A 24,083-nucleotide genomic window follows, 5' to 3' on the forward strand; every position below is an offset into this window, starting at 1 on the left:
CGCACTGTCACACGAATCGGGTAAGCGCCCGGCCAAATCAGTCCGCCGAGCGCCCACCCGCCCCATCACGCGGCTTGCCCGGCCATCGACGGCGTCGAAACCCCCGCGAGAATCCGGTACTGGCTCTCGAAAGTCGCGAGCGCGCCGTTGATGTCGTGCCGGGCGACCAGAGTCCGGGACGCCTCGCCCATCCGGGCCCGCAAGTCCGGATCCGCCGCCAGCTCGGCGATCCACCGGGAGATCGTCGTGATCGCTCCCGGTTCGAAGAGGAAACCGTTGTCGCCGTGGTGGACCAGGTGGGGCAGGGCCAGTGCGTCGGCCGCGATGACCGGGAGACCCGCCGCCATCGCCTCCATCGTGGCGAGGCTCTGCAGCTCCGCCGTGCCGGGCATGCAGAAGACGTCGGCCCGGGCGTAACGGTGGACGAGCTCGGCGTCCGGCACAAAACCGTGGAACGTCACGCGGTCGCTGACCTGCAGCTCGCCCGCGAGCGCCTCGAGCTCGTGGCGGCGGGTGCCGTCGCCGACGAGGTCCACGCGCACGTGTGGCAGCGGGGCCAGGGCGCGCAGCAGCTGGTCGATGTTCTTCTCCGCGTCCAGCCGGCCCACGAACAGGACCGACATCGGTCCTTCGGCGGGACGCGCGGCCGGTGCGGCGTAGTGCGCGAGGTCGATGCCGCAGGACACGACCTGGGCCGGCCGGTCCAGCCCGATCCCGGCCAGGACCTCGGCCGCCCGCGGGGTCGGGGTCGTGACGATGCGCGCGTCACGGTAGACGCGGACCAGGTCCTTCCACGCCCAGCGCGCGATCGCCGCCTTCACCCGGCGCGGGAACGGCGTGTAGCCGAGCAGGTTGTCCGGCATGAAGTGGTTCGTGGCCATCCCGGGGACGTCCCGCTCGGCCGCCGCCTCGAGCAGCGCGCGCCCGACGCCGAAGTGCGCCTGGACGTGGACGACGTCGGGGCGGAGCCGGTCCAGGAGCGGTCCGACTTCCTTGCGGGCGCCGCCGGGGGTGCAGAACCGGTAGTCGCCGTGGAACGGGATCGCGCGGGACCGGACGCGGTGGATCGTGTACCCGTCACGCTCTTCGGTGCGGGCCGGGCCGTCGTCGGACGGGCAGACGACGTGGACGTCGTGGCCGCGGCCGGCCAGTCCGCGCGCGAGCCGCTCGGTGAAGAACGCGGCGCCGTTGATGTTGGGCGGGAACGTGTCGGCGCCGATCAGGACGCGAAGACCGGTCGGGTGCTCGGGCACGGGGTTCTCCTCGGTGGTCGGAACGGCACCGGCGAGCACACGCACGCCGGCGAGAGCGACGACCGCGGCGATGGCGGCCGCGGGCTTCGGGGCCTCGCCGTAGGCCAGCGCGGCCACGGCGACGGCGGTCAGGGGATCCAGCACGGTCGTGGTGCCGACGACGACGGCGGTCGAACCGGCGGCGTAAGCGCGGTGCAGGAGCACACCGCCCGCGCCGAGCAGCAGCAGCGCCTGCCCGCCGAGCAGGAACGCCGTGCCGAGCGGCTGCGACGCGGCCGCGTGCACCACCGACGAGCCGAGTCCGAAGAGGACCGCCGCCGCGGCCGCCAGCGCGGCACAGCCCGCCCGGGCGAACCAGGCGAGCGCCGCGATCACGAGCCCGATGACGGCCACGGTCTCGGCCGTGCCCGCGCTGATCACCGCGGTCGAGGTTCCCGAGGCCGCGAAGGCCACGAACCCGGCGACCCCCGCGACGACGAGCACGACGGCCGTGAGCGTCCGGCGGGTGCGGACCCGGCGTCCGAACAGGACGGTCAGGACCAGGCTGACCACGCCGAGCGGCTGCACGACCGGGAGCGGGGCCAGCGACAACGCGACGACGTGCAGCAGGCTGCCGCCGACGGCCAGGGAGGTGCCCGCCCACCAGCCGGGTGAGCGCAGCAGCCGGGACAGGGTGCGCAGCCCCGGCGTGCCCCGGGTGCCCAGCCCGGTCACTTCGGCGTGCTGCCGGGTCGCGGCCAGCGCGAACAGCGCGGCGGCGAGCAGGGCGCACACGATCGCGAGCGCGGTCATCGGACGGCCTCCGGCACCCGGCGCAGGGCCGTCGCCACCGTCGCGACGATCAGGAACTCCGCCAGCAGCGCGACCCGTTCGAGCAGGCCGATCGGCAGCCAGCCGACCACCTGCGCGGTGCCGAACGCCGCCGCGGTGACGACTCCGGCGACCGCGCCGCGCCGCAACGCCGGGGCGACGCCGAGCCATCGGGGTTCGGCGCGCAGCCGGGCGCTCAGCGCCCAGGCCGCGAGCGGCAGGCTGGCGAACAGCACCGCCCCGCCGGCGCGGTGGATCTCCCCGGACACCGTGGGGTCCGCGGCGCTGAGGTTGCTGCGGAAGACCAGGACCACCACGAGCCCGGCCGTCCAGAGCAGGAAGAGGGTGCTCGCCAGCGGGCTGCGCGGCAGCGCGGCGAGGCGGGCCGCGACGGCGAGCATCGCCGCGGCGACCAGCAGGAGCACGATCGCCGCTTCGAACAGCAGCCGGCCGCCGCGGTGCCAGGCGTAGTCGCTGACCGGGTCACGCCAGGGGCTGACGTTCCCGGCGAACCCGAGGGTCAGCCCGGCGATGATCACCTGCGCGACGGCGGCCGTGACCAGCGTCAGCGTCGCCAGCGGCGTGGGCGAAAGCGCGGTCCGTGGGGTCACCCCTCAGACGGTGGTGCGCGTCCATGAGAGTTCGATGAAGATCGCGCGCGGTTTCCTTAAGAAGCGGCCAGCGGGAGCACGAGGTCGAACCGCGCGCCCCCTTCGCCGGCCCGGGCCGCCGAAGCATGCCCGCCGTGCTGGGTGAGCACCTGCTCGACGATGGCCAGGCCGAGCCCGGAGCCGGGCAGGGCGCGGGCGGCGTCGGCCCGGTAGAACCGCTCGAACACGTGCGGCAGGTCGGCCTCGGGGATCCCCGGTCCTTCGTCGTCGACGCGCACGCGTACCGAGCCGTCCGCCACGCTCATGGCGACCCGCACGGTCCCGCCGGGCGTGGACCACTTCGCGGCGTTGTCGAGCACGTTCAGCACCGCGCGTTCCACCGCGGCGGGCCGCGCGACGACGTCGGCCTGGGCCAGCTCGGCCTCGAACGTGACGGCCGGCCACCGCGACCGGGTGCGCTCGACCGCCGAGCCGACGACGTCGGCCAGGTCGAGGCGTTCGGTCTCCTCACTCGGGCGTTCGCCGGTGGAGAGGTCGACCAGCTCGCCGATCAGCGCGGTCAGCTCGACGGCCTGCGTGTCGAGGTCGGCCAGCAGCCGGGAGCGGTCTTCGGCCGACAGCTGCCGCTGGGGGTTGGCGTCGGCGTGGATGAGCAGCTCGATGTTGGTGCGCAGGCTCGTCAGGGGGGTGCGCAGCTCGTGCCCGGCGTCCTCGACCAGCCGGCGCTGCTCGTCGCGGGAGCGGCTCAGCGCGGTCAGCATCGCGTTGAACGACGTGGCCAGCCGGCCGATCTCACCGGACGCGGTGACCTCGATCGCCGCGGACAGCTCCTGCGTACGGGCGACGTTCTCCGCCGCCGACGTGAGGTCGTCGACCGGGCGCAACGCCGAACGCGCGATCGCGCGGCCGACCAGCGTGGCGCCGAGGACACCGGCGACGGACACCACCAGGAGCCAGAAACCCAGCCGCGTCAAGGTGTCTTCGACGTCTTCGGAGTCCTGGGCGACCTGGACCGCGCCGCCGTCGGAGCGCTGGGCCGTCCACACGCGGAACCGGTCGCCGTCGATGCGCCGGACGTCGGAGGCGCGCCCGGTGGTGCCTGCGGCGACCGGCGCGTCCACCGGCGACGGCGGGATCTCCGGCTTCGCTCCCGCGGTTCCGGTGACGGCTCCGGTGGCCGAGAGGAACTGCACGGTCAAGCCGCCGTTGTGGCCGAACCGGGGCCGGTCCTCGGCCGACTGCAGGGTCGCCAGCGCCTCCTCGGGCGAGGCGGTCTTCGCCGCGAGCTGGGCGTAGGACTGCAGCCGGGCGTCGAACTGGTCGTACAGATCGGCCCGGGTGATACTCCAGGACAACGCCGACACGGTGACCACGGCGACCGCGACGGCCCCGGCGACGAGCACGCCGAGCCGGGCCCGCAGGGAGAGTTTCTTCCAGCGCAGGCGTTTCACAGCGGTTCCTCGCGCAGGACGTACCCGACGCCGCGCACGGTGTGCAGCAGCCGCGGCTCGCCCTCGGCTTCCAGCTTGCGGCGCAGGTAGCTGACGTAGACGTCGAGGCCGTTGGAGGCGCTGCCGAAGTCGTAACCCCAGACGTGCTCGAACATCACGGTACGGGTGAGCACGATCCGGGGGTGCCGCAGGAACGTCTCGAGCATGGCGAACTCGGTCCGGGTCAGGTGCAGGCCGCGGTCGCCGCGGAAGACCTCCCGCGTCGCCGGGTCGAGGGTGACGTCGCCGAACCGCAGCGCCGCGGGGGCGGGCGGCGTGGCCGGGGCGTTGTACTCGGTGCGGCGCAGCAGAGCGCGCACGCGGGCCAGCAGCTCCTGCAGCGCGAAGGGTTTGACGAGGTAGTCGTCGGCGCCCGCGTCGAGGCCGGCGACCCGGTCGGTCACCCCGGTCCGCGCGGTCAGCATCAGGACCGGCACGGTGTTGCCCTCGGCGCGCAGCACCCGGCAGACCTCGAGGCCGCCGAGCACCGGCATCGTGACGTCGAGCAGCACGCCGTCGGGACTCTCGTCGCGGATCATCGTCAGCCCCGCCGCGCCGTCACCGGCGATGGAGACGCGGTAACCCTCGAACCGCAGCGTGCGCGAGAGGGAGTCCTGCACCGCCGTCTCGTCGTCGACGATCACCAAGTGCACTCCGGAGTCCCTTCACTCGGTGTTGATGACACAGGGTAACTGTAGTTGAGTTCGGCGCGACCGGGGCGAACTCTCATCGAAGATTAACGTTCGCCGGGTTTTCCGCGGTTAGCCTCGGGAGAAGTGCTTTCCCGGAACGAAAGAGGAAACGATGAGCGAGAACGCACCTGGCACGACGATGCCCGAGGGGATTCGCTGTTCGGATGCGGAACGTGAACAGGTCCGAACCGCCCTCTACGCGGCGGCCGGCGAAGGCCGGTTGACGATGGACGAGGTCGAGGAACGCCTCGGGCAGCTCGAGTCGGTCCGCTTCCGGCACGAACTGGCCACGCTGACCGCGGATCTGCCCGCGACGTCGCCGGATGCGCCGAAGGGGTGGCGGCAGATCCTGTCCGCCGCGGGCGCCGCACTGGCCGCCGACGTCGCGGTCCTGCGCGGCCGGGCCGCGGAGCCCACTCCGGGCCGCCGCCGGCTGCTGATCATCGTGACCGTCCTCATCGGACTCCTGATCGCGGCGGCGATCATCGCGGGCGCGGTGCACGGCTTCGGCGCAGAAGGCTTCGAGGGCCACGAGGTGGGCGCTCTGGAGCACGGTCACGGCGGCTGAGCTTGCCCGCCGCGACAAGCTGGACCGTCACCAGGATCGACACCGCTTCCGCGGCCAGCAGCCCGATGAGCACCAGCACCTGCGTCATCCCGGCCTGAAGCGGTCCGGCACCGCCGAGCAATACACCGACGTACGCGCCCGGGAGGGTCACCAGGCCCACCGTGCGGGTCTGGTCCAGGGCCGGGATCAGCGCGTGGCCGGCCGAGGGGCGGCAGATCTCGAGCGCGGCCGGGCGGGGGGTGAACCCCAGCGCCAGGGCCGCCTCGTACTCGCCGTGGCGGGACTTCAGCTCGTCGAGGGCCCGGCGGGCCGCCTGCGACGTCGCCGTCATCGCGCCGCCGATGATGATGCCCGCGATCGGGACCAGCGCGATCGGCTTCGGCGGGACCACGCCGGCCCCGATGACGAGCGCCAGCACCGGCGCGACGCCGGCCGCGAGGGCCGCCGCCGTCCACGGCAGGTTCGCCCAGCCGCCCACGCGGCGCGCGGACGTCACCGCCGCGATCGTGAACATGAGCAGCACGAAGAGGCCGGTGAGCGGGACCGAGCGCAGCACGGCGGTGATCACCAGCGACACGAGGGCCAGCTGCGCGACCGCCCGCACGGCCGCGACCAGCACGGCCCGGCCCTGGCCGAGCTCTCCCCAGCGCACGACGGCGGCGCCGGCGACGGCGAGCAGGACCAGCACCACCACGAGGGCCGGGCCGAAAGTGATCGCGGCGTTGTTCACGGTGTTGATTGTGGCCGCCGGTCAGCGATCGCCGCAGGCCGGAGCGGCCGTCATCCGACGAGCTGTTCGTTCGCTTCGCGTTCGTCGATGCGCTGCAGGACCAGGGCGCCCGACAGCCAAGCGGTGGCGAAGGCGAGGCTGCCGAGCACGTCGGTGGGCCAGTGCACGCCGAGGTAGACGCGGGTCCAGGCGATCGTGAGCGCGTAGGCCGCCGCGACGAGCCAGACCAGCCACCGCGGGGCACGAGCGAAGCGGCGGACGACCAGCCAGGCGATCAGGCCCGCGGCGAGTGTCGCGTCGGAGGTGTGTCCCGACGGGAAGGCCAGCCCGCCGGCGTCGACGGCCCAGTCCGCCGCCGGTGGCCGGGGCCGGGCGATCAGCTCGGAAATCGCGTAGCGGGTGAGCACGGCGAACAGCATCAGCACGAGGACGAGCACGGCTCGGTTGAGCCGGGCCCGCACCGGCCCCGGAGTCAAAACGGCGGCGACCACGAAGACCAGCGGAGCGGTGAACGCCGAGGACGCGGTCGTCGTGAGCACCGCGGCGAACGACGTCAGGCCCGCGCCGCGGTCGGTCACGAACCACCGGTGGACGGCGAGGTCGAAGCCGCCCGCCCAGGGCAGCAGGTCACTCGCCGAGGCGAGCAGCGCCAGGAACACCACCAGCGCGACCACGGCGGCGGCGAGGGGTTTCCGGGTGCTGAAGACGGCGGGCGTGGACGACACCGCGCCGACGTTAGGACCGCCGTGGTCAGCGGCCGGTTCGACGGAGGTTAAAGCCCGTTAACCCGGGGAGTCCACTGTGGATGAAGGCGACCTCGGGCAGCGCCGTGCGGCCGGGGACGCGGGCCGGCGGTGAGGCGGGCCCGGCCGTCGAGGGGGAGGGAGCGGCCGGACCCGCGAGACGGGACCCTAGCGGAATCCGTGCCGGAGAACGAGTGTTACCACGATAATCGTCGTGAATGTCCGCGGACTTCGGGAGCGCGCGCCCGGTTTCGCGGGGTGGAGGGCGCTAGCATGCTTCGATGCGGGAAAGGTTTCACGGCGAGTTGACCGAGCTGGGCGAGCGGCTGGCGTACATGTGCGGCTTGGCGGGGGAGTCGATGCGGCTGGCCAGCCAGGCGCTGCTGACCGCTGATCTGCGGCTCGCCGAGCGGGTGCTCGGCGCCGACGCCGTTCTCGACCGGGCGTGCGGGGAGTGCGAAGAGCGAGCTCAGGCGCTGCTGGCGTTGCAGGCGCCGGTGGCGGGGAACCTGCGGGCGATCCTCGCGGCGGTGTACTCCGCGGAGAAGATCGAGCGGATGGGCGACCTGGCGGCGCACATCGCCGACACCGCCCGCTTCAACCATCCCGAGCCCGCGGTTCCGGCGGAGCTCGAGGCGGTGTTCGAGGAGATGGCCGCGACCGGGGCGGGCATGGCCGACCGGCTCGGCGAGCTGATCGCCGGGGACGCGACGGGCGGGTTCGCCGAGCTGGACGACACCGACCACGCGGTCGACGCGTTGCACGCCGAGGTGCTCAGGCGGATCACCGGCGACGACTGGCGGCACGGCGTCCAGTCGGCGACGGGGTTGGCGTTGCTGGCGCGGTTCTACGAGCGGTTCGCGGATCAGGCCGTCTCGGTGGCGAAACGGCTGGAGTTCGCCGAAACGGGGACGGCGCCCTCCTGACCAGGCCGTCGGCGAGCGGCTAGTGGTACAGGTCCGCGTGCCGTTCGCGCAGCTTGTACTTGAGGACCTTGCCGCCGACCGTCTCCGGGAGGGCGTCGGCGAACACGATCGCCTTCGGCGTCTCGTACCCCGCCAGGTGCTCGCGGCAGAACGCGATCAGCTCGTCTTCCGACGCGGACGCCTCCGGGCGCGGGACCACCACCGCCGTCACCGCTTCGCCCCAGTGGGCGTGGGACAGCCCGATCACCGCCGCGCGCAGGACCGCCGGGTGCTGGTGCAGCACGGCCTCCACCCGCATGCTCGAGACGTTCTCCCCGCCCGTCTTCACGATGTCCTTGTAGCGGTCGACCATCACGCGCAGGCCGTCGGCGTCGACCACCGCCGAGTCGCCGGAGTGGAACCAGCCGCCGCGGAACGCCTCGCGCGTCGCTTCCGGGTCGCGGTAGTAGCCGGCCGTCATCACCGGTGAGCGGTAGACGGCCTCGCCGGGCACCCCGCGGACCGGCTCGCCCAGCTCGTCGACGACGTCGGACGCGAGCAGCCCGCTCGGGACACCGACGTAGTTCATCGCCGGCGCGGTGCGCGCGTGCACCTCGGGCCACGCCGACGGCCAGAACCGGTGGCAGGCAATGGCTTCCGTCTGGCCGAAGATCCCGACCGCGACGAACCCCGGCGCGGTCCGGGCCTCGAGCCGCCGCATGAGCGCGGGGGAGAGGGCGCCCCAGCCGTAGACGAGCGTCGTCAGCGAAGACAGGTCCAGCGCCGGGTCGGCGTCGACCGCGTCGGCCAGCGCGGCCGCGAACTGCGGCGAACCGGCCCACACCGCGGTGGCCCGCGTCCGCGCGAGCGTCTCGGCGACCGGGCCGGGCACCGGGCGCCGGCCGAGGACCAGCGTGCCGCCGGAGAGGAACGTCGAGTAGGTGAACAGCGCGTCGCCGACGTGGTAGATCATCGGCAGGAACGTGCAGACGCGCAGGTCGGTCTCGTGGCGCAGGCCGCGCGTGAGCGACAGCGCGAAGTTCAGCCCGGCCAGGTGCGCGTAGCTGTGGGACAGCATCACGCCTTTCGGCATCGCCGTGGTGCCCGAGGTGAACAGCAGCTGGAAGATGTCGTCGCCGTGGATCTCGACGTCGGGCTCGATGTCCGGGTGCCCGGCGAGGAACCCGCCGAACGACGGTGTCCCGCCGACCGGGCCGCCGCCGACCGTGATGGTGGCGCCGACCCGCACCCCCGGGACGCTTTCCAGCCGTGGCCACAGTTCCGCGTCGACGATGGCCAGCCGCGGTTCGGTCAGCCGCACGAGGTGCTCGAGGACGTCCGGGGCGAGGCCGGGGTTCAGCGGGACGGCGACCATGCCCGCCTTGGCGATGCCGATCTTGGCGAGGAACGCCTCGACGGTGTTCTCGCAGAACAACAGCACACGATCACCGGGCTCCAGGCCCGCGGCGGACAGGGCGTGCGCCAGCTGGTTCGCGGCGACGTCGGCCTCCCGGTAGGTGACCGACGTGAACCGCTCTTCACCGTGGGCGTCCCCGGCCGAGGCGATCGCGACCTGGTCCGGACGGCTCCAGGTGAGCCGCTCGAAGACGTCCCCGACGGACGTCCGTTCCCAGCGCCGGACCGCGCGGCGGCCGCGCAGGGTTTCGACGTCGATGGCGCTCTCGCTGGTCGTGGTCATGCCGGGCTCCTTCGCCGTCGCCGACGCGCTCAGCATGCCGTGAGCCAGGTCACCAATCAAGAGGAAAGTTATTCGCCATTCACTGACGCGAGTGGTGTCGACGGGACGCCGAGGCAGGCGTGCGCCATCTCGCCGAGCAGCGCCGCCAGCCGGTCGGCGGCGAGGCCGCTGCGGAAGAACAACGTCGACTGCACCGCGCCGATCGCCGCGTGCACGGCCAGGCGCAGCTCGCCGTCGGCGAGGTCCGGGCGCAGCGGGGCGAGGACGTGCACCCAGTCCTCGAGGTAGTGCCGCTGCAGCCGGCGCAGCCGCCGCCGGTCCTCCTCGGGCAGGTTGTGGATCTCGCGGTGGTAGACCGCCAGCACGGTCCGGTCCTCGATGGCGACCCGGACGTGGTCCCCGATCAGGCCGGACAACGCGGCCGCGTCGCCGGGCGCGTCGGCGAGGATCGCCGCGGCGCCGTCATGCAGCCGGGCCATCACGCGGTCGAGCAGCGCGACCAGGATCGCGTCCTTGTTCTCGAAGTGCCGGTAGACGCCGGATCCGACGATGCCCGCCTCCGCGCCGATGTCGGCCATGCCGATCGCGTGGAACCCGCGCCGCGCGGTGAGCTCGGCGGCGGCGGTCAGGATCCGCTCGCGCCGCTCGGGGTCGCGCCGGCGGCGGGTGGCCGGAGAGGGTGCCGTCATCTTGTGATCCTCGCAGACGGGCGCTACGGTGCGCTATAAGTGAATCAAAAATCACTAAGGAGCGTCGGCGTGGACGTGTTCGAGAGCGACGAGGCGCGCGACCTCCGGGCCGCGGTCGGCGCCGTCGCCGCCCCGTTCGGGGGCAAGTACTACGTCGAACACGCTCGTGAAGGCCGTGAGTGCACCGAGCTGTGGCACGCGCTCGGCGACGCCGGCTTCATCGGCGTCAACATCCCCGAGGAGTACGGCGGGGGCGGCCGCGGCCTGGCCGAGCTGACCATCGTGATCGAGGAGAGCGCCGCGAAGGGCGCGCCGATCCTGCTGCTGCTCGTCACCGAGGCCATCTCGGCCGAGGTGATCACCGAGTTCGGCACGCCGGAGCAGCGCAAGGAATGGCTGCCGGGCCTGGCGAGCGGCCGCGCGAAGGTCGTCTTCGCCATCACCGAGCCCGACGCCGGCTCCAACACCCACAAGCTGACCACGACCGCCCGCCGCGACGGTGACGACTGGGTGGTCGACGGCGAGAAGTACTACATCTCCGGCGTCGACACCGCCGAGGCGCTGCTGCTCGTGGCCCGCACCGGCCGCGACGCCGACGGCAGCGCCCAGCTCTCGCTGTTCCTCGTGCCCACCGACGCCCCCGGGCTCACCGTGACGCCGCTGCCGGTCGACGTCATGCTGCCGGAGAAGCAGTTCACGCTGCACTTCGACGGCGTCCGCCTGCCCGCCACCGCACTGGTCGGCGACGAGGGGGACGGCTTCCGCCAGGTCTTCCACGGCCTCAACCCCGAACGCATCACCGGCGCCGCGCTCTGCGTCGGCATCGCCCGCTACGCCCTCGACGTCGCTTCGCGGTACGCCCGGGACCGCGTGGTCTGGGACCGGCCGATCGGCGCCCACCAGGGCGTCTCGCACGCGCTGGCCAAGGCGAAGATCGAGACCGAGCTGGCCGCGCTGATGACACACCGGGCCGCAGCCCTCCATGACGCGGGTCAGCCGGCGGGGGAGGCGTCGAACATGGCCAAGTACGCCGCCGCCGAGGCCGCGCTGGCCGCGGTCGACGCCGCCATCCAGACCCACGGCGGCAACGGCGTCTCGGCGGACTTCGGGCTGCTGCCCTACTGGGGCCTGGCCCGCCTGCTGCGGATCGCCCCGGTGAACCGCGAAATGATCCTCAACTTCGTCGCGCAGCACAGCCTCGGGCTGCCCCGGTCCTATTAGGAGGACTGATGACGGATCGCACCCTCGCCCAGCGGGTGAACGTCGGCGACGCGCTGACCCGCGTCGCGTTCGCCCGCCCGGAAACGCTTGCCGTGGTCGACGGCGAGCGCCGCTGGACCTACGGCGAGTTCGACACGTGGGTCAACCGCCTCGCCAACGGCCTGACCGACCGCGGCTACACAACCGGTGACGTCCTCGCGCTCGCCTCGGCCAACAGCGCCGAGTTCCTCGCCGTCTACTACGCCTGCGCCAAGCTCGGGCTCGTCTGCGTGCCGGTCAACCTTGGCTGGCGCGGCGACGAAATCGCTTACGTGCTCGGGCATTCCCAAGCCCGCGGCATCGTCGTGGAGCGGCAGCTGTTCGGCGCGATCGCCCCTGCCGTCGCCGAGGTGCCGGGGGTCGCGGACGTGTTCCTCGCGCCCGGCACCGGCGGTGACGCCGAGGGGCTGGACCTCGACGCCGTCCTGTCCGACACCACGACGTCGCCCGAGGTCGTCATCGCCGACCGGGCGCCACTGTCCTATTTGTACACTTCCGGCACGACGTCGTTCCCGAAGGGCGTGGTCGGCACGCACCTGACGATCCACCTGGAGTCGATGTCCGCGGCGCTGGACTCCGGCTGGCGCGCCGACGACCGGTTCGTCGCCATGATGCCGATGTTCCACACCGCCCAGCTCAACGCCTTCTGCACGCCCGCGATCGTCGTCGGCGCGACGATCTTCGTGCACCGAGGCTTCGATCCGGACCGGTTCCTGACCACGATCGAACGCGAAAAGATCACGCAGGTCTTCGGCCTGCCGATGATGTACCGCGCGGCGCTGGACCACCCGTCGTTCGCCGGGCGCGACCTGACTTCGCTGCGGCGTGCGGTCTACGCGATGGCGCCGATGCCCGAGGCGCAGATCAAGGCGTGCCTCGACGGCTTCCGCTGCGACTTCGCCCTGCTGTTCGGCCAGACCGAGATGAGCCCGATCACCACGCTGTTCCGGCCCGAGCACCAGCTTTCCCACGTCGGCGCGGTCGGCACGCCGCTCACCGGCGTCCAGGTCGGGATCATGGACCCCGACGGGAACCTGCTGCCGCGCGGCGAGCAGGGCGAGATCGTCTACCGGGCGCCGTCGACCATGCAGGAGTACCTGCACAACCCGGAGGCGACCGAGGAGGCGTTCCGGCACGGCTGGTTCCACTCCGGCGACGTCGGCCGGTTCGGGCCGGACGGCGTGCTGTGGTTCGCCGACCGGTTCAAGGACGTCATCAAGACCGGCGGCGAGAACGTCGCCTCGATCGAGGTGGAGCGGGCGATCTACGACACCGAACCGGACGTCGCCGAGGTGGTGGTCGTCGGGCTGCCGCACGAGCGCTGGAGCGAGGCCATCACGGCCGTCGTCGTGCCGAAGCCGGGCACCACGATCGACGCGGACGACCTGCGGACCCGGCTCAAGGAACGGCTCGACGGCTACAAGGTGCCCAAGGCCGTCATCGTCGCCGACGAGCTGCCGCGCACCTCGACCGGCAAGATCCAGAAGAATGTCGTCCGCGAGCGGCACGCCGGTCACTACGGGGCCGCCCGATGACCGTGCTCAAGTCGCAGCTGGACGTCTCCGCCGAGGTCTACACGGCGAACCGCAAGAACCAGCTGGAGCTGCTGGCCCGGCTGGAAGAGCAGCTGGAGCTGGCCGTCGCCGGCGGCGGTGAGCGGTACACGCAGCGCCACCGCGACCGCGGGAAGCTGCCGGTGCGGGAGCGGCTGGAGCTGCTGCTCGACCCGGACAGCCCGTTCCTGGAGCTGTCCGCGCTCGCCGCGTGGGGCACGGACTTCACGGTCGGCGCGTCGGTGCTCACCGGCATCGGCGTGGTGTCCGATGTGGAGTGTGTGGTCATCGCGCACGACCCTACCGTGCGCGGCGGGGCGATGAACCCGTACTCGCTGCGGAAGACGTTGCGGGCCTTGGAGATCGCCCGCGTCAACCGGCTGCCGGTGGTCAACCTCGTCGAGTCCGGCGGGGCCGACCTGCCGACGCAGGCCGACCTGTTCGTGCCGGCCGGGCGGATCTTCCACGAGCTGACCGAGCTGTCGTCGATGGGCGTCCCGACGCTGGCCATCGTGTTCGGCAACTCGACCGCCGGCGGTGCGTACGTGCCCGGCATGTGCGACTACGCGGTGCTGGTCGACCGCCAGGCCAAGGTGTTCCTCGGCGGCCCGCCGCTGGTCAAGATGGCCACCGGCGAGGAGGCCGACGACGAGTCGCTCGGCGGTGCGGACATGCACTCCCGCGTTTCGGGCCTGTCCGACTACTTCGCGGTCGACGAGGTCGACGCGATCCGGCTGGGCCGCCGCGTGATCTCGCGGATCAACTGGCGCAAGCTCGGTCCGGGACCCACACACCGGCCGGAACCCCCGCGCCACGACCCCGACGAGATCCTCGGCCTGGTGCCGCCGGACTCCAAGGTGCCGTTCGACCCGCGCGAAATCCTCGCCCGGACCGTCGACGGCTCGGACTTCGACGAGTACAAGCCGCTCTACGGCACCTCGCTGGTCACCGGCTGGGCGAGCATCCACGGTTATCCCGTCGGCGTACTGGCCAACCACCGCGGGGTGCTGTTCAGCGAGGAGGCCAAGAAGGCCAGCGAGTTCATCCTGCTCGCCAACCAGACCGACGTCCCGCTGGTGTTCCTGCAGAACACGACCGGCTACATGGTCGGCACGCGCTACGAGCAGGGCGGGATCATCAAGGACGGCGCCAAGATGATCAACGCCGTCACCAACAGCACGGTTCCGCACCTGACGGTCAACATGGCTTCGTCGTTCGGCGCCGGCAACTACGGCATGTCCGGGCGCGCCTACGACCCGCGGCTGATGTTCGCCTGGCCCGGCGCGAAGCTCGCGGTGATGGGCGCGCCGCAGCTCGCCGGGGTGATGTCGATCGTCGGCCGCGCTTCCGCCGCGTCCCAAGGGAAGCCGTTCGACGAGGACGCCGACCGCGCGCGCACCGCGGCGATCGAAGCCCAGATCGAAACCGAGTCGCACGCCTTCGCCGTCACCGCCCGGCTCTACGACGACGGCATCGTCGACCCGCGCGACACCCGGGACGTGCTCGGGATGTCGTTGTCCGCCGTCCACTCCAACCGCGTCGAGGGCCGTCGCGGCTTCGGCGTCTTCCGGATGTGAGCCGATGATCACGAAGCTGCTGGTCGCCAACCGCGGCGAGATCGCCGCCCGGGTCATGCGCACCGCTCACGACCTGGGCATCTCGACGGTCGCGGTCTACTCCGACCCGGACGCGGGCGCGCCGTTCGCGCGGCTCGCCGATGAAGCCGTCCGGCTGCCCGGTTCGTCGCCGTCCGAGACGTACCTGCGCGGTGATCTGGTGATCGCCGCGGCGAAGGCGACCGGCGCCGACGCCGTCCACCCCGGGTACGGGTTCCTCTCCGAGAACGCGGGCTTCGCGCGGGACTGCGCCGAAGCCGGGCTGACGTTCGTGGGTCCGTCGCCGGAGGCCATCGCGTCGATGGGCTCGAAGATCGAGGCCAAGGCTTTGATGGAGGCGGCGGGGGTGCCGGTGCTGCCGGGGACGACCGTCACCGACACGACCGACCTCGCCGCGGTGGCCGCCGAGATCGGTTTTCCGGTGCTGGTCAAGGCCGCGTTCGGCGGTGGTGGCCGCGGCATGCGCGTGGTCCACGACTCCGCGGGGCTCGAGGAAGCTGTCGTGAGTGCCCGGCGGGAGGCCGCGTCGGCGTTCGGCGACGGGACGGTGTTCCTCGAACGCTTTGTCGTCGACCCGCGGCACGTCGAAGTCCAGATCCTCGGTGACACGCACGGCGAGGTGGTGCACCTGTTCGAGCGGGAGTGCTCGATCCAGCGGCGCTACCAGAAGATCGTCGAAGAGTGCCCGTCGCCGGCGGTCGACGACGCGCTGCGCGCCGAGCTGGGCGCCGCCGCCGTCGCCGCCGGCAAGGCGATCGGGTACACCGGTGCGGGCACGGTCGAGTTCGTGTTGGACTCAGACGGCAAGTTCTTCTTCCTCGAGGTGAACACGCGGCTGCAGGTCGAGCACCCGGTCACCGAGCTGGTCACCGGCCTGGACCTGGTCGAGCAGCAGCTGCGCGTGGCCGAAGGCGAGTCGCTGCCGCCGTCGGTGACGGGCGCCCGCATCACCGGGCACGCCATCGAGGTCCGGCTCTACGCCGAGGACGTCCCGGCCGGGTTCCTGCCCGCCACCGGGACCCTGCACCGGTTCCGGATCCCCGCGCTGCGCGGTGTCCGGGTGGACTCCGGTGTGGTCGACGGCTCGGTGGTGAGCCCGCACTACGACCCGATGCTGGCCAAGGTGATCGCGCACGGCGGCACCCGGCGCGAGGCCGCCCGGACCCTCGCGCGGGCCTTGCGGCAGGCCGAACTGCACGGCGTGACGACCAATCGTGACTTGCTCGTCGGGATTCTGGGGGAGCCGGAGTTCCTGGCCGGGCACACCGACACCGGCTACCTGACCCGGCACGAGCCGTCCACTTTGGGCAGTCCTGTGAGTGGCGCCCGGCAGGCGGCCGCGGCGGCGCTGGCCCGGCAGGCCCGGCATCGGCGGGACGCGCGGGTCGTGCCGGAGATGCCGTCCGGGTGGCGCAACGTCGGGAGCGTGCCCCAGCGGGTCGCGTACACCCTGGGCGCGGAAACCCTCGAAGTCGCGTATGCGCTGCGCCGGTCCGGACTGCGGCTCACGGTGAACGGCGCGCCGCTCGGCGAGGCCGTCCGGGTGGTTTCCGCCGAGCCCGAACTCGTGGAGCTGGAGATCGACGGCGTCCACCGCACCTACCACGTCCACACCCGTGGTGATATGTCCTATGTGGACAGCGCGGAGGGGTCGGCGACCCTGGCCGAAGTTCCGCGCTTCCCGGATCCGTCCGCCGCTACGGCCGCCGGGTCGCTGCTCGCGGCGATGCCGGGCGCGGTGGTGCGGGTCCTCGTCGCCGCCGGGGACACCGTCACCGCCGGGCAGCCGCTCGTGGTGCTGGAGGCGATGAAGATGGAGCACACGGTCACCGCCCCGGTCGACGGCCTGGTCGCGGACCTGCGCGTCGGCCAGGGTGACCAGGTGGACACCGGCCAGGTGCTGGCGGTGGTCTCGTGAGCGTCACCTACGAGGTCGACAACGGTGTTGCCTGGCTGACGATCAACCGCCCGGAAGCCCGCAACGCACTGTCCAAAAAGGTCTGTGACGGGCTCTGGGCAGGCACCCGGCGGTTCATCGCCGACGACTCCGCCGCGGTGCTCGTGCTGACTGGCGCGGGTGACAAGGCGTTCTGCGCGGGCGGCGACCTCAAAGAGATGGCCGAGACGGCTTTGGAAGTCCCGCCGCCGGACTTCCTGCCGCAGTTCGGCCGGAACGTCGACGTGCCGAAGCCGACCATCGCCGCCGTCAACGGCGTCGCCTACGCCGGGGGTTTCCTGCTGGCCCAGCAGTGTGACCTCGTTGTGGCCGCTTCGCACGCGCGGTTCGCGGTGACCGAGGTCAAGGTGGGCCGCGGATCGCCGTGGGCCGCGCCGTTGTCGTGGCTCGTGCCGCCGCGGATCGCCATGGAGATCCTGCTGACCGGCGACCCGATCGACGCGGACCGCGCTCGTGAGATCGGGCTCGTCAACCACGTCGTCCCATTGGCCGACCTGCGGTCTCGCGCTCAGGAGCTGGCTCTGCGGATCGCGGCGAACGCGCCGCTGTCGGTCCGCGCGGCGAAGCAGACCGCCTACCTCCAGCGCGACGACGTCTACGACCGCGCCGAGGAGATCTGGGAGCCGGTGTACCGCTCGCGGGACGCCCAGGAGGGTCCGGCGGCTTTCCGGGAGAAGCGCGCGCCGGTCTGGGAAGGACGCTGACATGCCCGTCTCGCTTGACGCCCTGCTCGACGACCTCGTCGCCGAGACCACCGACGTCGACACCCTGCTCGCCCCGCTCGACGACACGAACATCGCGCAGCCCACCCCCGCGGCGGGCTGGGATATCCGCGACCAGGTCACCCACCTGGCCTTCTTCGACGAAGCCGCGACCCAGGCGGTGGTGGATCCCGACGGCTTCCGGCGTGCCGCCGCCGCGCTCATGGCCGACGGCATGGACTTCCCGGACCGGGTGGCCGCCGAACACCGCGGGCTGGGCGCCGACGACGTCCGGACCTGGTTCGCCCGGACGCGCTCGGAGCTCGTCACGGCGTTTCGCGGGCGGGACCCGCGGGCCCGGCTGCCCTGGTTCGGGCCGGACATGAGCGTCGCGTCTTCGGTGACCGCGCGGATCATGGAGACCTGGGCGCACGGCCAGGACATCGCCGACACCCTCGGCGTGACGCGCGTGCCGACCGACCGGCTCCGGCACATCGCCCACCTCGGCGTCTCGACGACGGCGTTCAGCTTCGGGCTGCACGGGCGTCCGGCGCCGGTCGTCCCGATCCGGGTCAGCCTGCTCGCGCCGTCGGGGGAGCGGTGGACCTGGGGCGACGGGGCCGCCGCCGACCGTGTCGAAGGGACGGCGCTGGACTTCTGCCTGGCGGTCACCCAACGCCGTCGCGCCGAGGAAACCGGCCTGGTCGTGCGCGGGCCGGTGGCCGAGGAGTGGATGGGCATCGCCCAGGCCTTCGCCGGCGCGCCCGGCCGGGGACCCGCGTGAGCCGCCCGGTCCGGATCGCGAACTGCTCCGGCTTCTACGGCGACCGCCTCGAAGCCGCGCGCGAGATGGTCGAGGGCGGCCCGATCGACGTCCTCACCGGCGACTACCTCGCCGAGCTGACCATGCTGATCCTCTGGAAGGCCCGGCGGAAGAACCCGGCCGCGGGGTACGCGAAGACGTTCCTCACCCAGCTCGAGCACGTCCTGGGGACCTGCCTGGACCGCGGCATCCGGATCGTCTCGAACGCCGGCGGCCTCAACCCGCCGGGCCTGGCCGCCGAGATCACCGCGCTCGCCGAACGGCTCGGGCTGCACCCGAAAGTCGCCCACGTCGACGGCGACAACATCCTCGGCGGGCTGCCCGACCTCGTCCACCTCGACACCGGCCGCAAGCTGTCCGAAGCCGGGGTGACCCCGTTGACGGCCAACGCTTATCTCGGCGGCTGGGGCATCACCGAGGGCCTCGCCGCCGGGGCCGACGTCGTGGTCACCGGGCGGGTCACCGACGCGTCGCTGGTCGTCGGACCGGCCGCGTGGTGGCACGGCTGGGCGGCCACGGACTTCGACGCGCTCGCCGGCGCGATGGCGGCGGGCCACGTGATCGAGTGCGGGCCGCAGGCCACCGGCGGCAACTACGCGTTCTTCGACGAGATCACCGACCGGCGCTACCCGGGTTTCCCGATCGCCGAGGTCGCCGAGGACGGCTCGAGCGTCATCACGAAACACGCCGGCACCGGCGGCCTGGTCTCGGTCGGCACGGTCACCGCACAGCTGCTCTACGAAATCGCCGAGCCCGCGTACGCCGGGCCGGACGCCGTGGCGCACTTCGACACCCTGCGTGTCGAGCAGGCCGGGCCCGACCGGGTCCGGATCAGCGGAACCCGCGGCAGCCCACCCGGCGGCTCGCTGAAGGTGGCGCTGAACCACGACGGCGGCTACCGCAACACGATGACGCTGGTGCTCACCGGCACCCGCATCGAGGAGAAGGCCGCGTGGGCCGAGCAGCAGCTGTTCGAGCTGCTGGGCGGCAAGGAGCAGTTCGCAGAGGTCGACGTCACGCTGCTGCGGTTCGACCACCCGGACGCGCCGGTGAACGCCGAAGCCACCGCCCACCTGCGGATCACGGTCAAGGACCCCGACCCGGCCAAGGTCGGCCGGCGCTTCTCCAACACGACGATGGAGCTGGCGCTCGGCGGCTATCCCGGCTTCCACACGACCACCCCGCCGTCCGCGGAGAGCGCGTTCGGCGTGTACTGGCCGGCGCTGGTCCCGGCGGACGGGGTCGAGCACCGCGTCACCCTGCCGGACGGGACGGTGCGTGTCCTCCCGCACCCGCCGTCGGGCCCACCACTCGTGACGGTTTCCCCTGCCACGCAACCACCCCGCGAGTTCGGCCCGACCCGGCGCCTGCCGCTCGGCGCGGTCGCGGGCGCCCGCTCGGGGGACAAGGGCGGCAACGCCAACATCGGCGTGTGGGCCCGGGCGGACGCGGAACACGCGTGGCTGCGCGGTTTTCTCGACGAGGACCGCCTCCGGCAGCTGCTCCCGGAGTCGGCCGATCTGGACATCCGCCGGTTCGAGCTGCCGAACCTGCGCGCGCTCAACTTCGTGGTGGTGGGACTGCTGGGGGAGGGCGTCGCCTCGGCGACCCGCCCGGACCCCCAGGCGAAGGGACTGGGGGAGTTCCTGCGCAGCCGGGTCGTCGACGTCCCGGCGAGGTTCGTCCGCGATGCCGCACAATGGACCGACTGAGGAGGCGACGATGCCCGATGCGACGTTCACCCTGCCCGGAGCCGTGACGGCGTACCGGTGGGACCCGGTGGGGAAGCCGGCCGGGATTCTGCAGCTGACGCACGGGATGGGGGAGCACGTCCGGCGCTACGAGCGGGTCGCGCGCGCGTTCGCCGAGCGTGGGTTCGCCGTGTTCGGGCAGGACCACCGCGGCCACGGCGCGTCGATCACCGCGGAGCCGGGCGACCTCGGCCCGGACGGCTGGGCGGCGCTGGTGGCCGACATCGGGGTGCTGACCGCCCATGCGCGTGCGGAGTTCCCCGGGCTGCCGGTTGTGCTGCTGGCGCACAGCATGGGGTCGTTCGCGGCGCAGCAGTACCTGCTTGACCACTCGGCGGACGTCTCGGCGGTGATCCTGACCGGGACGGCGGCCCTCGACGTCCTCGAGCCGGCGCTGGACCTGGACCAGCCCCTCGACCTGGCGATGTTCAACGCGCCGTTCCAGCCGCCGCGCACGGACTACGACTGGCTCAGCCGCGACGAGTCCGAAGTGGACGCTTATGTCGCGGACCCGTTGTGCGGCTTCGGGATCGACCCGGCGAACACCAAGGCCATGTTCGTCGGCGCGCGCCGGCTGTCGGACCCGGCGGAGGTGTCCCGGATGCGGCCGGACCTGCCGCTGTACCTCGCGGTGGGGGACCAGGACCCGGTGAACGGCAACCTCGCGTTGTTCGACGTCCTGGTGCAGCGCTACCGCGACGCGGGTCTCGAGGACGTGACAACGCGGGTGTACCCGGGCGCGCGGCACGAGATCCTCAACGAGACGAACCGCGCCGAGGTGGTCGGCGAGCTGCTGGCCTGGGCCGAGCTCAAGCTTCGCTGACCCGGGCCGAGCCCGGGCGGAGGCCGTCCATCAGGAGGTTCAGCAGGCGCCCGGCCTGGGCTTCGTGCCCGGGCCGCGGCGCCACGGTGAAGATGCCGATGAGGGATGCGGCGACGTCCTCGGCGGTGACGTCGGCGCGGAGCTCGCCCGCCGCGCGGCCGGCGTCGAGGATCGTCGAGATGGCCGTCAGCAGCTCGGTCCTGGTCTGCGCGTGGGCGATCTCGCCGGCGTCGATCATCGCGACCAGGGTGTCGAGCATGCCGTTCTTGGTCGCGATCCAGTCGCCGAACAGGTCCATCCAGCGCCGCATCGCCGCGGCCGGGGCCAGCCGGGCGAGCAGGTCGCGGGCGCCGGTCGTCAGCCGCACGACCTGGTCGCGGTAGACCGCGTCGACCAGCGATTCGCGGGTGGGGAAGTGCCGGTAGAGCGTCGCGATGCCGACCCCGGCTTCGCGGGCGATGGCCCGCATCGACGGCTCGGCGCCGGCCACGAACACGCGGGTCGCCACCGCGAGCAGCTGGTCGCGGTTGCGGGCGGCGTCGGCCCGTGGCGGACGCGTCTCTGCCTCAGACAAAACGGAACACGCTCCGATTGTGCTAGGGTCGGTCGGGTAACCGGAGCATAGTCCTTTTCGACGTGCTCCCCGGGCCGAGGAGACAGGTTTCCATGCCACAAGACCAGAGCAGGGCCGTCCGGCTCGCCGTGTTCGGCGGCCCCGAGGCCCTGGACGTCCAGGAGGTGCCCGCTCCGCAGGCCGAGCGGGGCCAGCTCCGGGTGCGGGTCACCGCGGCCGGGCTGAACCCGATGGACTGGATCATCACCGCCGACGCGGACACCGCCGCCCGGTTCGGCCTGAGCCTCCCGGTCGGCTTCGGGACCGACTACGCGGGTGTTGTTGACCAGGTCGGCGCCGGGGTGACCGGCTTCGCGCCCGGCGACCGGGTGTTCGGCGGCGCCCTGTCCCGCGCGGTCGCCGACTTCGTCGTGGTCGACCTGGCCGAGGGGGCCGCGGCGAACGAGGCTCACCACACCCCCGACGGCATCGACGACCGCACCGCCGCCACCCTCGCGATCGCCGGCCGCACGGCGTCCGCCGCCCTCGCCGTGGTCGACCTGGGCCCGGAGGACACGGTGCTGATCGGCGGCGCGGCGGGCGGGGTCGGGGTGTTCGCCGTCCAGCTGGCCCGGATCGCGGGAGCGCGGGTGCTCGGGACGGGATCGGCGACCTCGGCCGGCTTCCTGCGTGAGCTCGGAGCCGAGCCGGTCGCTTACGGCGAAGGCCTGGCCGACCGGGTCCGAGCCCTCGCGCCCGGTGGCGTCACCGCCGCCATCGACCTGCACGGGACGGAGACGGTGCACACCGCGAGAGAGCTCGGCGTGCAGGACGACCGCATCTGCACCATCGCCGCGCAGGTCGACGGCGTTTCGGCGGCCAACGGCGCGAACGCCGCTCCCGGCGCCCTGGAAGAGATCGCCCGCCTGGTCGCGGAAGGCCGCCTCCGGGTGCCGATCGCGGCGAGCTTCCCGGTCGAGCGGATCCGCGACGCGGCCGAGCTCCAAGCCGGCCGGCACGTGCACGGCAAGGTGGTCGTCGACCTCTAGTCCGAAGTGGACCGGGTGGCGATGTCGAAGGTCTCGACGAGCTCTTCCGCGTAGGCGTCGAGATCGAGCTCGGGGCGGGTTTCCAGGAGGAACGCCAGGCCGTCCACCGAGCGCTGCACGAGTGATCCCATGACGAACGGGTCGAACGCCGGTCCTCCTGGCCCTCGCGCAGGATCCGCTCGACGGTGCCGATCGCGCCCTGGTCGGCGTCGGCGTCGTAGGTGGGGCTGGTGCCAGCCTCGTCGCGGAAGCTCACGAAGATCGAGGCCAGCGCGTGCATCGCGGTCCGGTGCCCGGCGACGAACTCCACCACCGCGCGGAGGTACGCCGCGAGCCGGTCGCGGGGGCCGGTCGCCGCCGCGAGCCGGGCGTCCAGGTGGTTCTGCAGCTGCTGGTACACGTGGGCCACCGTCGCGTGCATCAGCTCGTCGCCCGGCTGCCGCGCCCGCTCGTCCTGGTCACCGTCGCCGGGCTCACGCCGATCGTGTTCCTCCTGCTGCTGTTCCCGCTCGGCCACGAAGTCGGCCGCCCCGCGGTCGGCCACGGCGGCTGGGTGGCGATCCCGATGGTGGTCGCGCCGGCGCTCGCCGTCGTGGTGGGCCGGCTGGTCGGCGACCGAGGGGTGCACCGACCACCACCGGATCCTCCTCATCGGCAGCGCGCTGGTCGGGCATTCACTCTTCGCGGTCGCGAGCGGCGTGACGGTGCTGCTCCTTCAGGTCATCCGGGGATCCGCCGGTTCGAGAAGTACGGCTTCCGGAACGGCAGGTCGTGGGCCAGCCAGTGTTTCAGCGCCTCGTGAACCTTCGGGTAGTACTCGCGGTCGTACGCGTCCGGGGTCACCCACCAGCTGACGTCGACGTCGTGGTCGAGCAGGTCCTCGGTGAGCTTCGTGCGGCCGCCCATCGGGTACAGGTAGCAGCACCCCAGGTAGCCGCCCGCCGGGTCGCGCAGGACGTAGGTGTACGAGCCGCCGTCGCGGAACTCGCACTCGTGCCACACCAGGTCGACGTAGTTGTACTCCTCGGTGACTGCCTCGGTCGGCCAGCTGCCGCCGCGGGTCTGCCGGATGAGGTCGAGGCTCGCATTGATGCCCGCGACGTCGTCGGCCAGGTCGGCGCGGGTGATCGCCCGGGCGACCACGTCGCCGTGGGTCAGCTCCGCCGGGACCGTGACGCCCTCCGGCAGGACCAGTCTCTTGACGAACCCCTGGTAGTCCATCAGCGGACCTGGTAGCCGAGGATCACGATGCCCGAGTCGAGCTTGGTCACCGTGTCCAGTTCGAGCTGGGTCAGGGAGCCCTCGCGGAACAGCAGGTCCCGCGGGCCGCCCTGGCGCACGAGCAGCGGGTGGAACCACAGGCGGAGCTCGTCGAGCAGGCCGTGCTCCAGCAGCGCGTGCGTGAGCTGCCCGAAGCCGTACTGGATGATGTTGGCCCCCGGCTCGCCCTTCAGCTTCTCGATCGCGGCCACCGGGTCACCGGTGACGACCGTCGTGTTGGTCCACTCGGGATCGGTGAGGGTCCGGGAGACCACGTACTTGGGCATGGCGTTGATGTGGTCGCTCGCCGGGTCGCCCGACCGGGTCGGCCACACGGGCGCGAAGCCCTCGTAGGTGCGTCTGCCCATGATGAGCGCGTCGGACGAGAGCAGCAGCTCGGTCTGCACGGCCTCGCCCTGGCCGCCGTCGGGGCCGCTCGAGGGCCAGTGGTGCGGGCTCTCGATCACGCCGTCGAGCGAGATGTACGTCGAGTTGATGATGCGTCGCATGGGGTGCCTCCCGTGGCCGGTTCGTCCGATGGGGAGAG

General features: G+C 72.5%; 24 protein-coding genes. 12 read left to right on the forward strand and 12 right to left on the reverse strand.

Annotated features, from left to right (window positions below; translation table 11 throughout):
• Nucleotides 1–65: 65 nt before the first annotated feature.
• From ACZ63J_RS21075 to ACZ63J_RS21090, 4 genes are read right to left on the reverse strand one after another with little or no spacing between them, the layout of a single operon-like run.
• Entirely contained in the window at nt 66–2,045 is a 1,980-nt protein-coding gene (locus ACZ63J_RS21075; protein WP_465402325.1) for a glycosyltransferase family 4 protein, read from the reverse strand.
• On the reverse strand, nt 2,042–2,674 hold the full coding sequence (locus ACZ63J_RS21080; RefSeq protein WP_465402323.1) for a DUF998 domain-containing protein: 633 nt from the start codon (nt 2,672–2,674) through the stop codon (nt 2,042–2,044). The genes ACZ63J_RS21075 and ACZ63J_RS21080 overlap by 4 nt, the downstream gene beginning before the upstream one ends.
• Nucleotides 2,675–2,730: 56 nt before the next feature.
• Nucleotides 2,731–4,125 carry an ATP-binding protein gene (locus ACZ63J_RS21085; protein WP_465402321.1) on the reverse strand — a complete coding sequence of 465 codons (1,395 nt, stop codon included), beginning with the start codon at nt 4,123–4,125 and terminating at the stop codon, nt 2,731–2,733.
• Entirely contained in the window at nt 4,122–4,817 is a 696-nt protein-coding gene (locus ACZ63J_RS21090) for a response regulator transcription factor (protein ID WP_465339879.1), read from the reverse strand. The genes ACZ63J_RS21085 and ACZ63J_RS21090 overlap by 4 nt, the downstream gene beginning before the upstream one ends.
• 151 nt (nt 4,818–4,968) lie before the next feature.
• Here ACZ63J_RS21090 and ACZ63J_RS21095 point away from each other — a divergent pair, with 151 nt between their 5' ends.
• On the forward strand, nt 4,969–5,424 hold the full coding sequence (locus tag ACZ63J_RS21095; RefSeq protein WP_465402319.1) for a DUF1707 SHOCT-like domain-containing protein: 456 nt from the start codon (nt 4,969–4,971) through the stop codon (nt 5,422–5,424).
• On the opposite strand, the gene ACZ63J_RS21100 is transcribed toward ACZ63J_RS21095, so the two are convergent.
• Nucleotides 5,339–6,154, reverse strand: coding sequence for an ABC transporter permease (locus ACZ63J_RS21100; protein WP_465402317.1), 816 nt, complete (start codon nt 6,152–6,154; stop codon nt 5,339–5,341). The genes ACZ63J_RS21095 and ACZ63J_RS21100 overlap by 86 nt on opposite strands.
• A 50-nt stretch (nt 6,155–6,204) precedes the next feature.
• Entirely contained in the window at nt 6,205–6,879 is a 675-nt protein-coding gene (locus tag ACZ63J_RS21105) for a phosphatase PAP2 family protein (protein WP_465402315.1), read from the reverse strand.
• 299 nt (nt 6,880–7,178) lie between these two features.
• Here ACZ63J_RS21105 and ACZ63J_RS21110 point away from each other — a divergent pair, with 299 nt between their 5' ends.
• Complete coding sequence (locus ACZ63J_RS21110; RefSeq protein ID WP_465314339.1) at nt 7,179–7,823, forward strand: phosphate signaling complex PhoU family protein; 645 nt, start codon at nt 7,179–7,181, stop codon at nt 7,821–7,823.
• 19 nt (nt 7,824–7,842) lie between these two features.
• Here ACZ63J_RS21110 and ACZ63J_RS21115 read toward each other — a convergent pair whose 3' ends face one another.
• Nucleotides 7,843–9,501 carry an AMP-binding protein gene (locus ACZ63J_RS21115; protein WP_465402313.1) on the reverse strand — a complete coding sequence of 553 codons (1,659 nt, stop codon included), beginning with the start codon at nt 9,499–9,501 and terminating at the stop codon, nt 7,843–7,845.
• A gap of 68 nt (nt 9,502–9,569) precedes the next feature.
• On the reverse strand, nt 9,570–10,190 hold the full coding sequence (locus ACZ63J_RS21120) for a TetR/AcrR family transcriptional regulator (RefSeq protein WP_465402311.1): 621 nt from the start codon (nt 10,188–10,190) through the stop codon (nt 9,570–9,572).
• Nucleotides 10,191–10,259: 69 nt separating this feature from the next.
• Between ACZ63J_RS21120 and ACZ63J_RS21125 the strand changes: the two genes are divergently transcribed.
• From ACZ63J_RS21125 to ACZ63J_RS21160, 8 genes are read left to right on the forward strand one after another with little or no spacing between them, the layout of a single operon-like run.
• The gene (locus ACZ63J_RS21125; RefSeq protein ID WP_465402309.1) at nt 10,260–11,411 is read left to right on the forward strand and encodes an acyl-CoA dehydrogenase family protein; all 1,152 of its coding nucleotides are present in this window, start codon (nt 10,260–10,262) and stop codon (nt 11,409–11,411) included.
• An 8-nt stretch (nt 11,412–11,419) separates the two neighbouring features.
• On the forward strand, nt 11,420–12,985 hold the full coding sequence (locus ACZ63J_RS21130; protein ID WP_465402307.1) for an AMP-binding protein: 1,566 nt from the start codon (nt 11,420–11,422) through the stop codon (nt 12,983–12,985).
• The gene (locus ACZ63J_RS21135) at nt 12,982–14,580 is read left to right on the forward strand and encodes an acyl-CoA carboxylase subunit beta (RefSeq protein WP_465402305.1); all 1,599 of its coding nucleotides are present in this window, start codon (nt 12,982–12,984) and stop codon (nt 14,578–14,580) included. The genes ACZ63J_RS21130 and ACZ63J_RS21135 overlap by 4 nt, the downstream gene beginning before the upstream one ends.
• A 4-nt stretch (nt 14,581–14,584) precedes the next feature.
• A complete protein-coding gene (locus tag ACZ63J_RS21140; protein ID WP_465402303.1) occupies nt 14,585–16,537 on the forward strand; it encodes an acetyl/propionyl/methylcrotonyl-CoA carboxylase subunit alpha in 1,953 nt (650 codons plus the stop codon).
• Nucleotides 16,534–17,280 carry an enoyl-CoA hydratase/isomerase family protein gene (locus ACZ63J_RS21145; RefSeq protein ID WP_465402301.1) on the forward strand — a complete coding sequence of 249 codons (747 nt, stop codon included), beginning with the start codon at nt 16,534–16,536 and terminating at the stop codon, nt 17,278–17,280. The genes ACZ63J_RS21140 and ACZ63J_RS21145 overlap by 4 nt, the downstream gene beginning before the upstream one ends.
• 1 nt (nt 17,281) lies before the next feature.
• Complete coding sequence (locus tag ACZ63J_RS21150; protein WP_465402299.1) at nt 17,282–18,061, forward strand: TIGR03084 family metal-binding protein; 780 nt, start codon at nt 17,282–17,284, stop codon at nt 18,059–18,061.
• On the forward strand, nt 18,058–19,812 hold the full coding sequence (locus ACZ63J_RS21155; protein ID WP_465402297.1) for an acyclic terpene utilization AtuA family protein: 1,755 nt from the start codon (nt 18,058–18,060) through the stop codon (nt 19,810–19,812). The genes ACZ63J_RS21150 and ACZ63J_RS21155 overlap by 4 nt, the downstream gene beginning before the upstream one ends.
• A 10-nt stretch (nt 19,813–19,822) precedes the next feature.
• On the forward strand, nt 19,823–20,674 hold the full coding sequence (locus ACZ63J_RS21160; protein WP_465402295.1) for an alpha/beta fold hydrolase: 852 nt from the start codon (nt 19,823–19,825) through the stop codon (nt 20,672–20,674).
• On the opposite strand, the gene ACZ63J_RS21165 is transcribed toward ACZ63J_RS21160, so the two are convergent.
• Entirely contained in the window at nt 20,661–21,248 is a 588-nt protein-coding gene (locus ACZ63J_RS21165) for a TetR/AcrR family transcriptional regulator (protein ID WP_465402293.1), read from the reverse strand. The two genes, ACZ63J_RS21160 and ACZ63J_RS21165, sit on opposite strands and share 14 nt — an antisense overlap.
• A 92-nt stretch (nt 21,249–21,340) precedes the next feature.
• Between ACZ63J_RS21165 and ACZ63J_RS21170 the strand changes: the two genes are divergently transcribed.
• Entirely contained in the window at nt 21,341–22,276 is a 936-nt protein-coding gene (locus ACZ63J_RS21170) for an NADP-dependent oxidoreductase (protein ID WP_465402291.1), read from the forward strand.
• Here the strand turns inward: ACZ63J_RS21170 and ACZ63J_RS21175 are convergent.
• Entirely contained in the window at nt 22,273–22,407 is a 135-nt protein-coding gene (locus ACZ63J_RS21175; protein ID WP_465402289.1) for a hypothetical protein, read from the reverse strand. The genes ACZ63J_RS21170 and ACZ63J_RS21175 overlap by 4 nt on opposite strands.
• A 158-nt stretch (nt 22,408–22,565) precedes the next feature.
• Here ACZ63J_RS21175 and ACZ63J_RS21180 point away from each other — a divergent pair, with 158 nt between their 5' ends.
• Nucleotides 22,566–23,078 carry a hypothetical protein gene (locus ACZ63J_RS21180; RefSeq protein WP_465402287.1) on the forward strand — a complete coding sequence of 171 codons (513 nt, stop codon included), beginning with the start codon at nt 22,566–22,568 and terminating at the stop codon, nt 23,076–23,078.
• On the opposite strand, the gene ACZ63J_RS21185 is transcribed toward ACZ63J_RS21180, so the two are convergent.
• Both ACZ63J_RS21185 and ACZ63J_RS21190 read right to left on the reverse strand, forming a co-directional pair.
• Nucleotides 22,997–23,497 (reverse strand): GNAT family N-acetyltransferase, encoded by a 501-nt coding sequence (locus ACZ63J_RS21185; protein WP_465402285.1) that lies wholly within the window; start codon nt 23,495–23,497, stop codon nt 22,997–22,999. The two genes, ACZ63J_RS21180 and ACZ63J_RS21185, sit on opposite strands and share 82 nt — an antisense overlap.
• Complete coding sequence (locus ACZ63J_RS21190) at nt 23,497–24,045, reverse strand: dihydrofolate reductase family protein (protein ID WP_465402284.1); 549 nt, start codon at nt 24,043–24,045, stop codon at nt 23,497–23,499. The genes ACZ63J_RS21185 and ACZ63J_RS21190 overlap by 1 nt, the downstream gene beginning before the upstream one ends.
• Nucleotides 24,046–24,083: the final 38 nt, after the last annotated feature.

This window comes from Amycolatopsis sp. NPDC104863 (assembly GCF_055582965.1).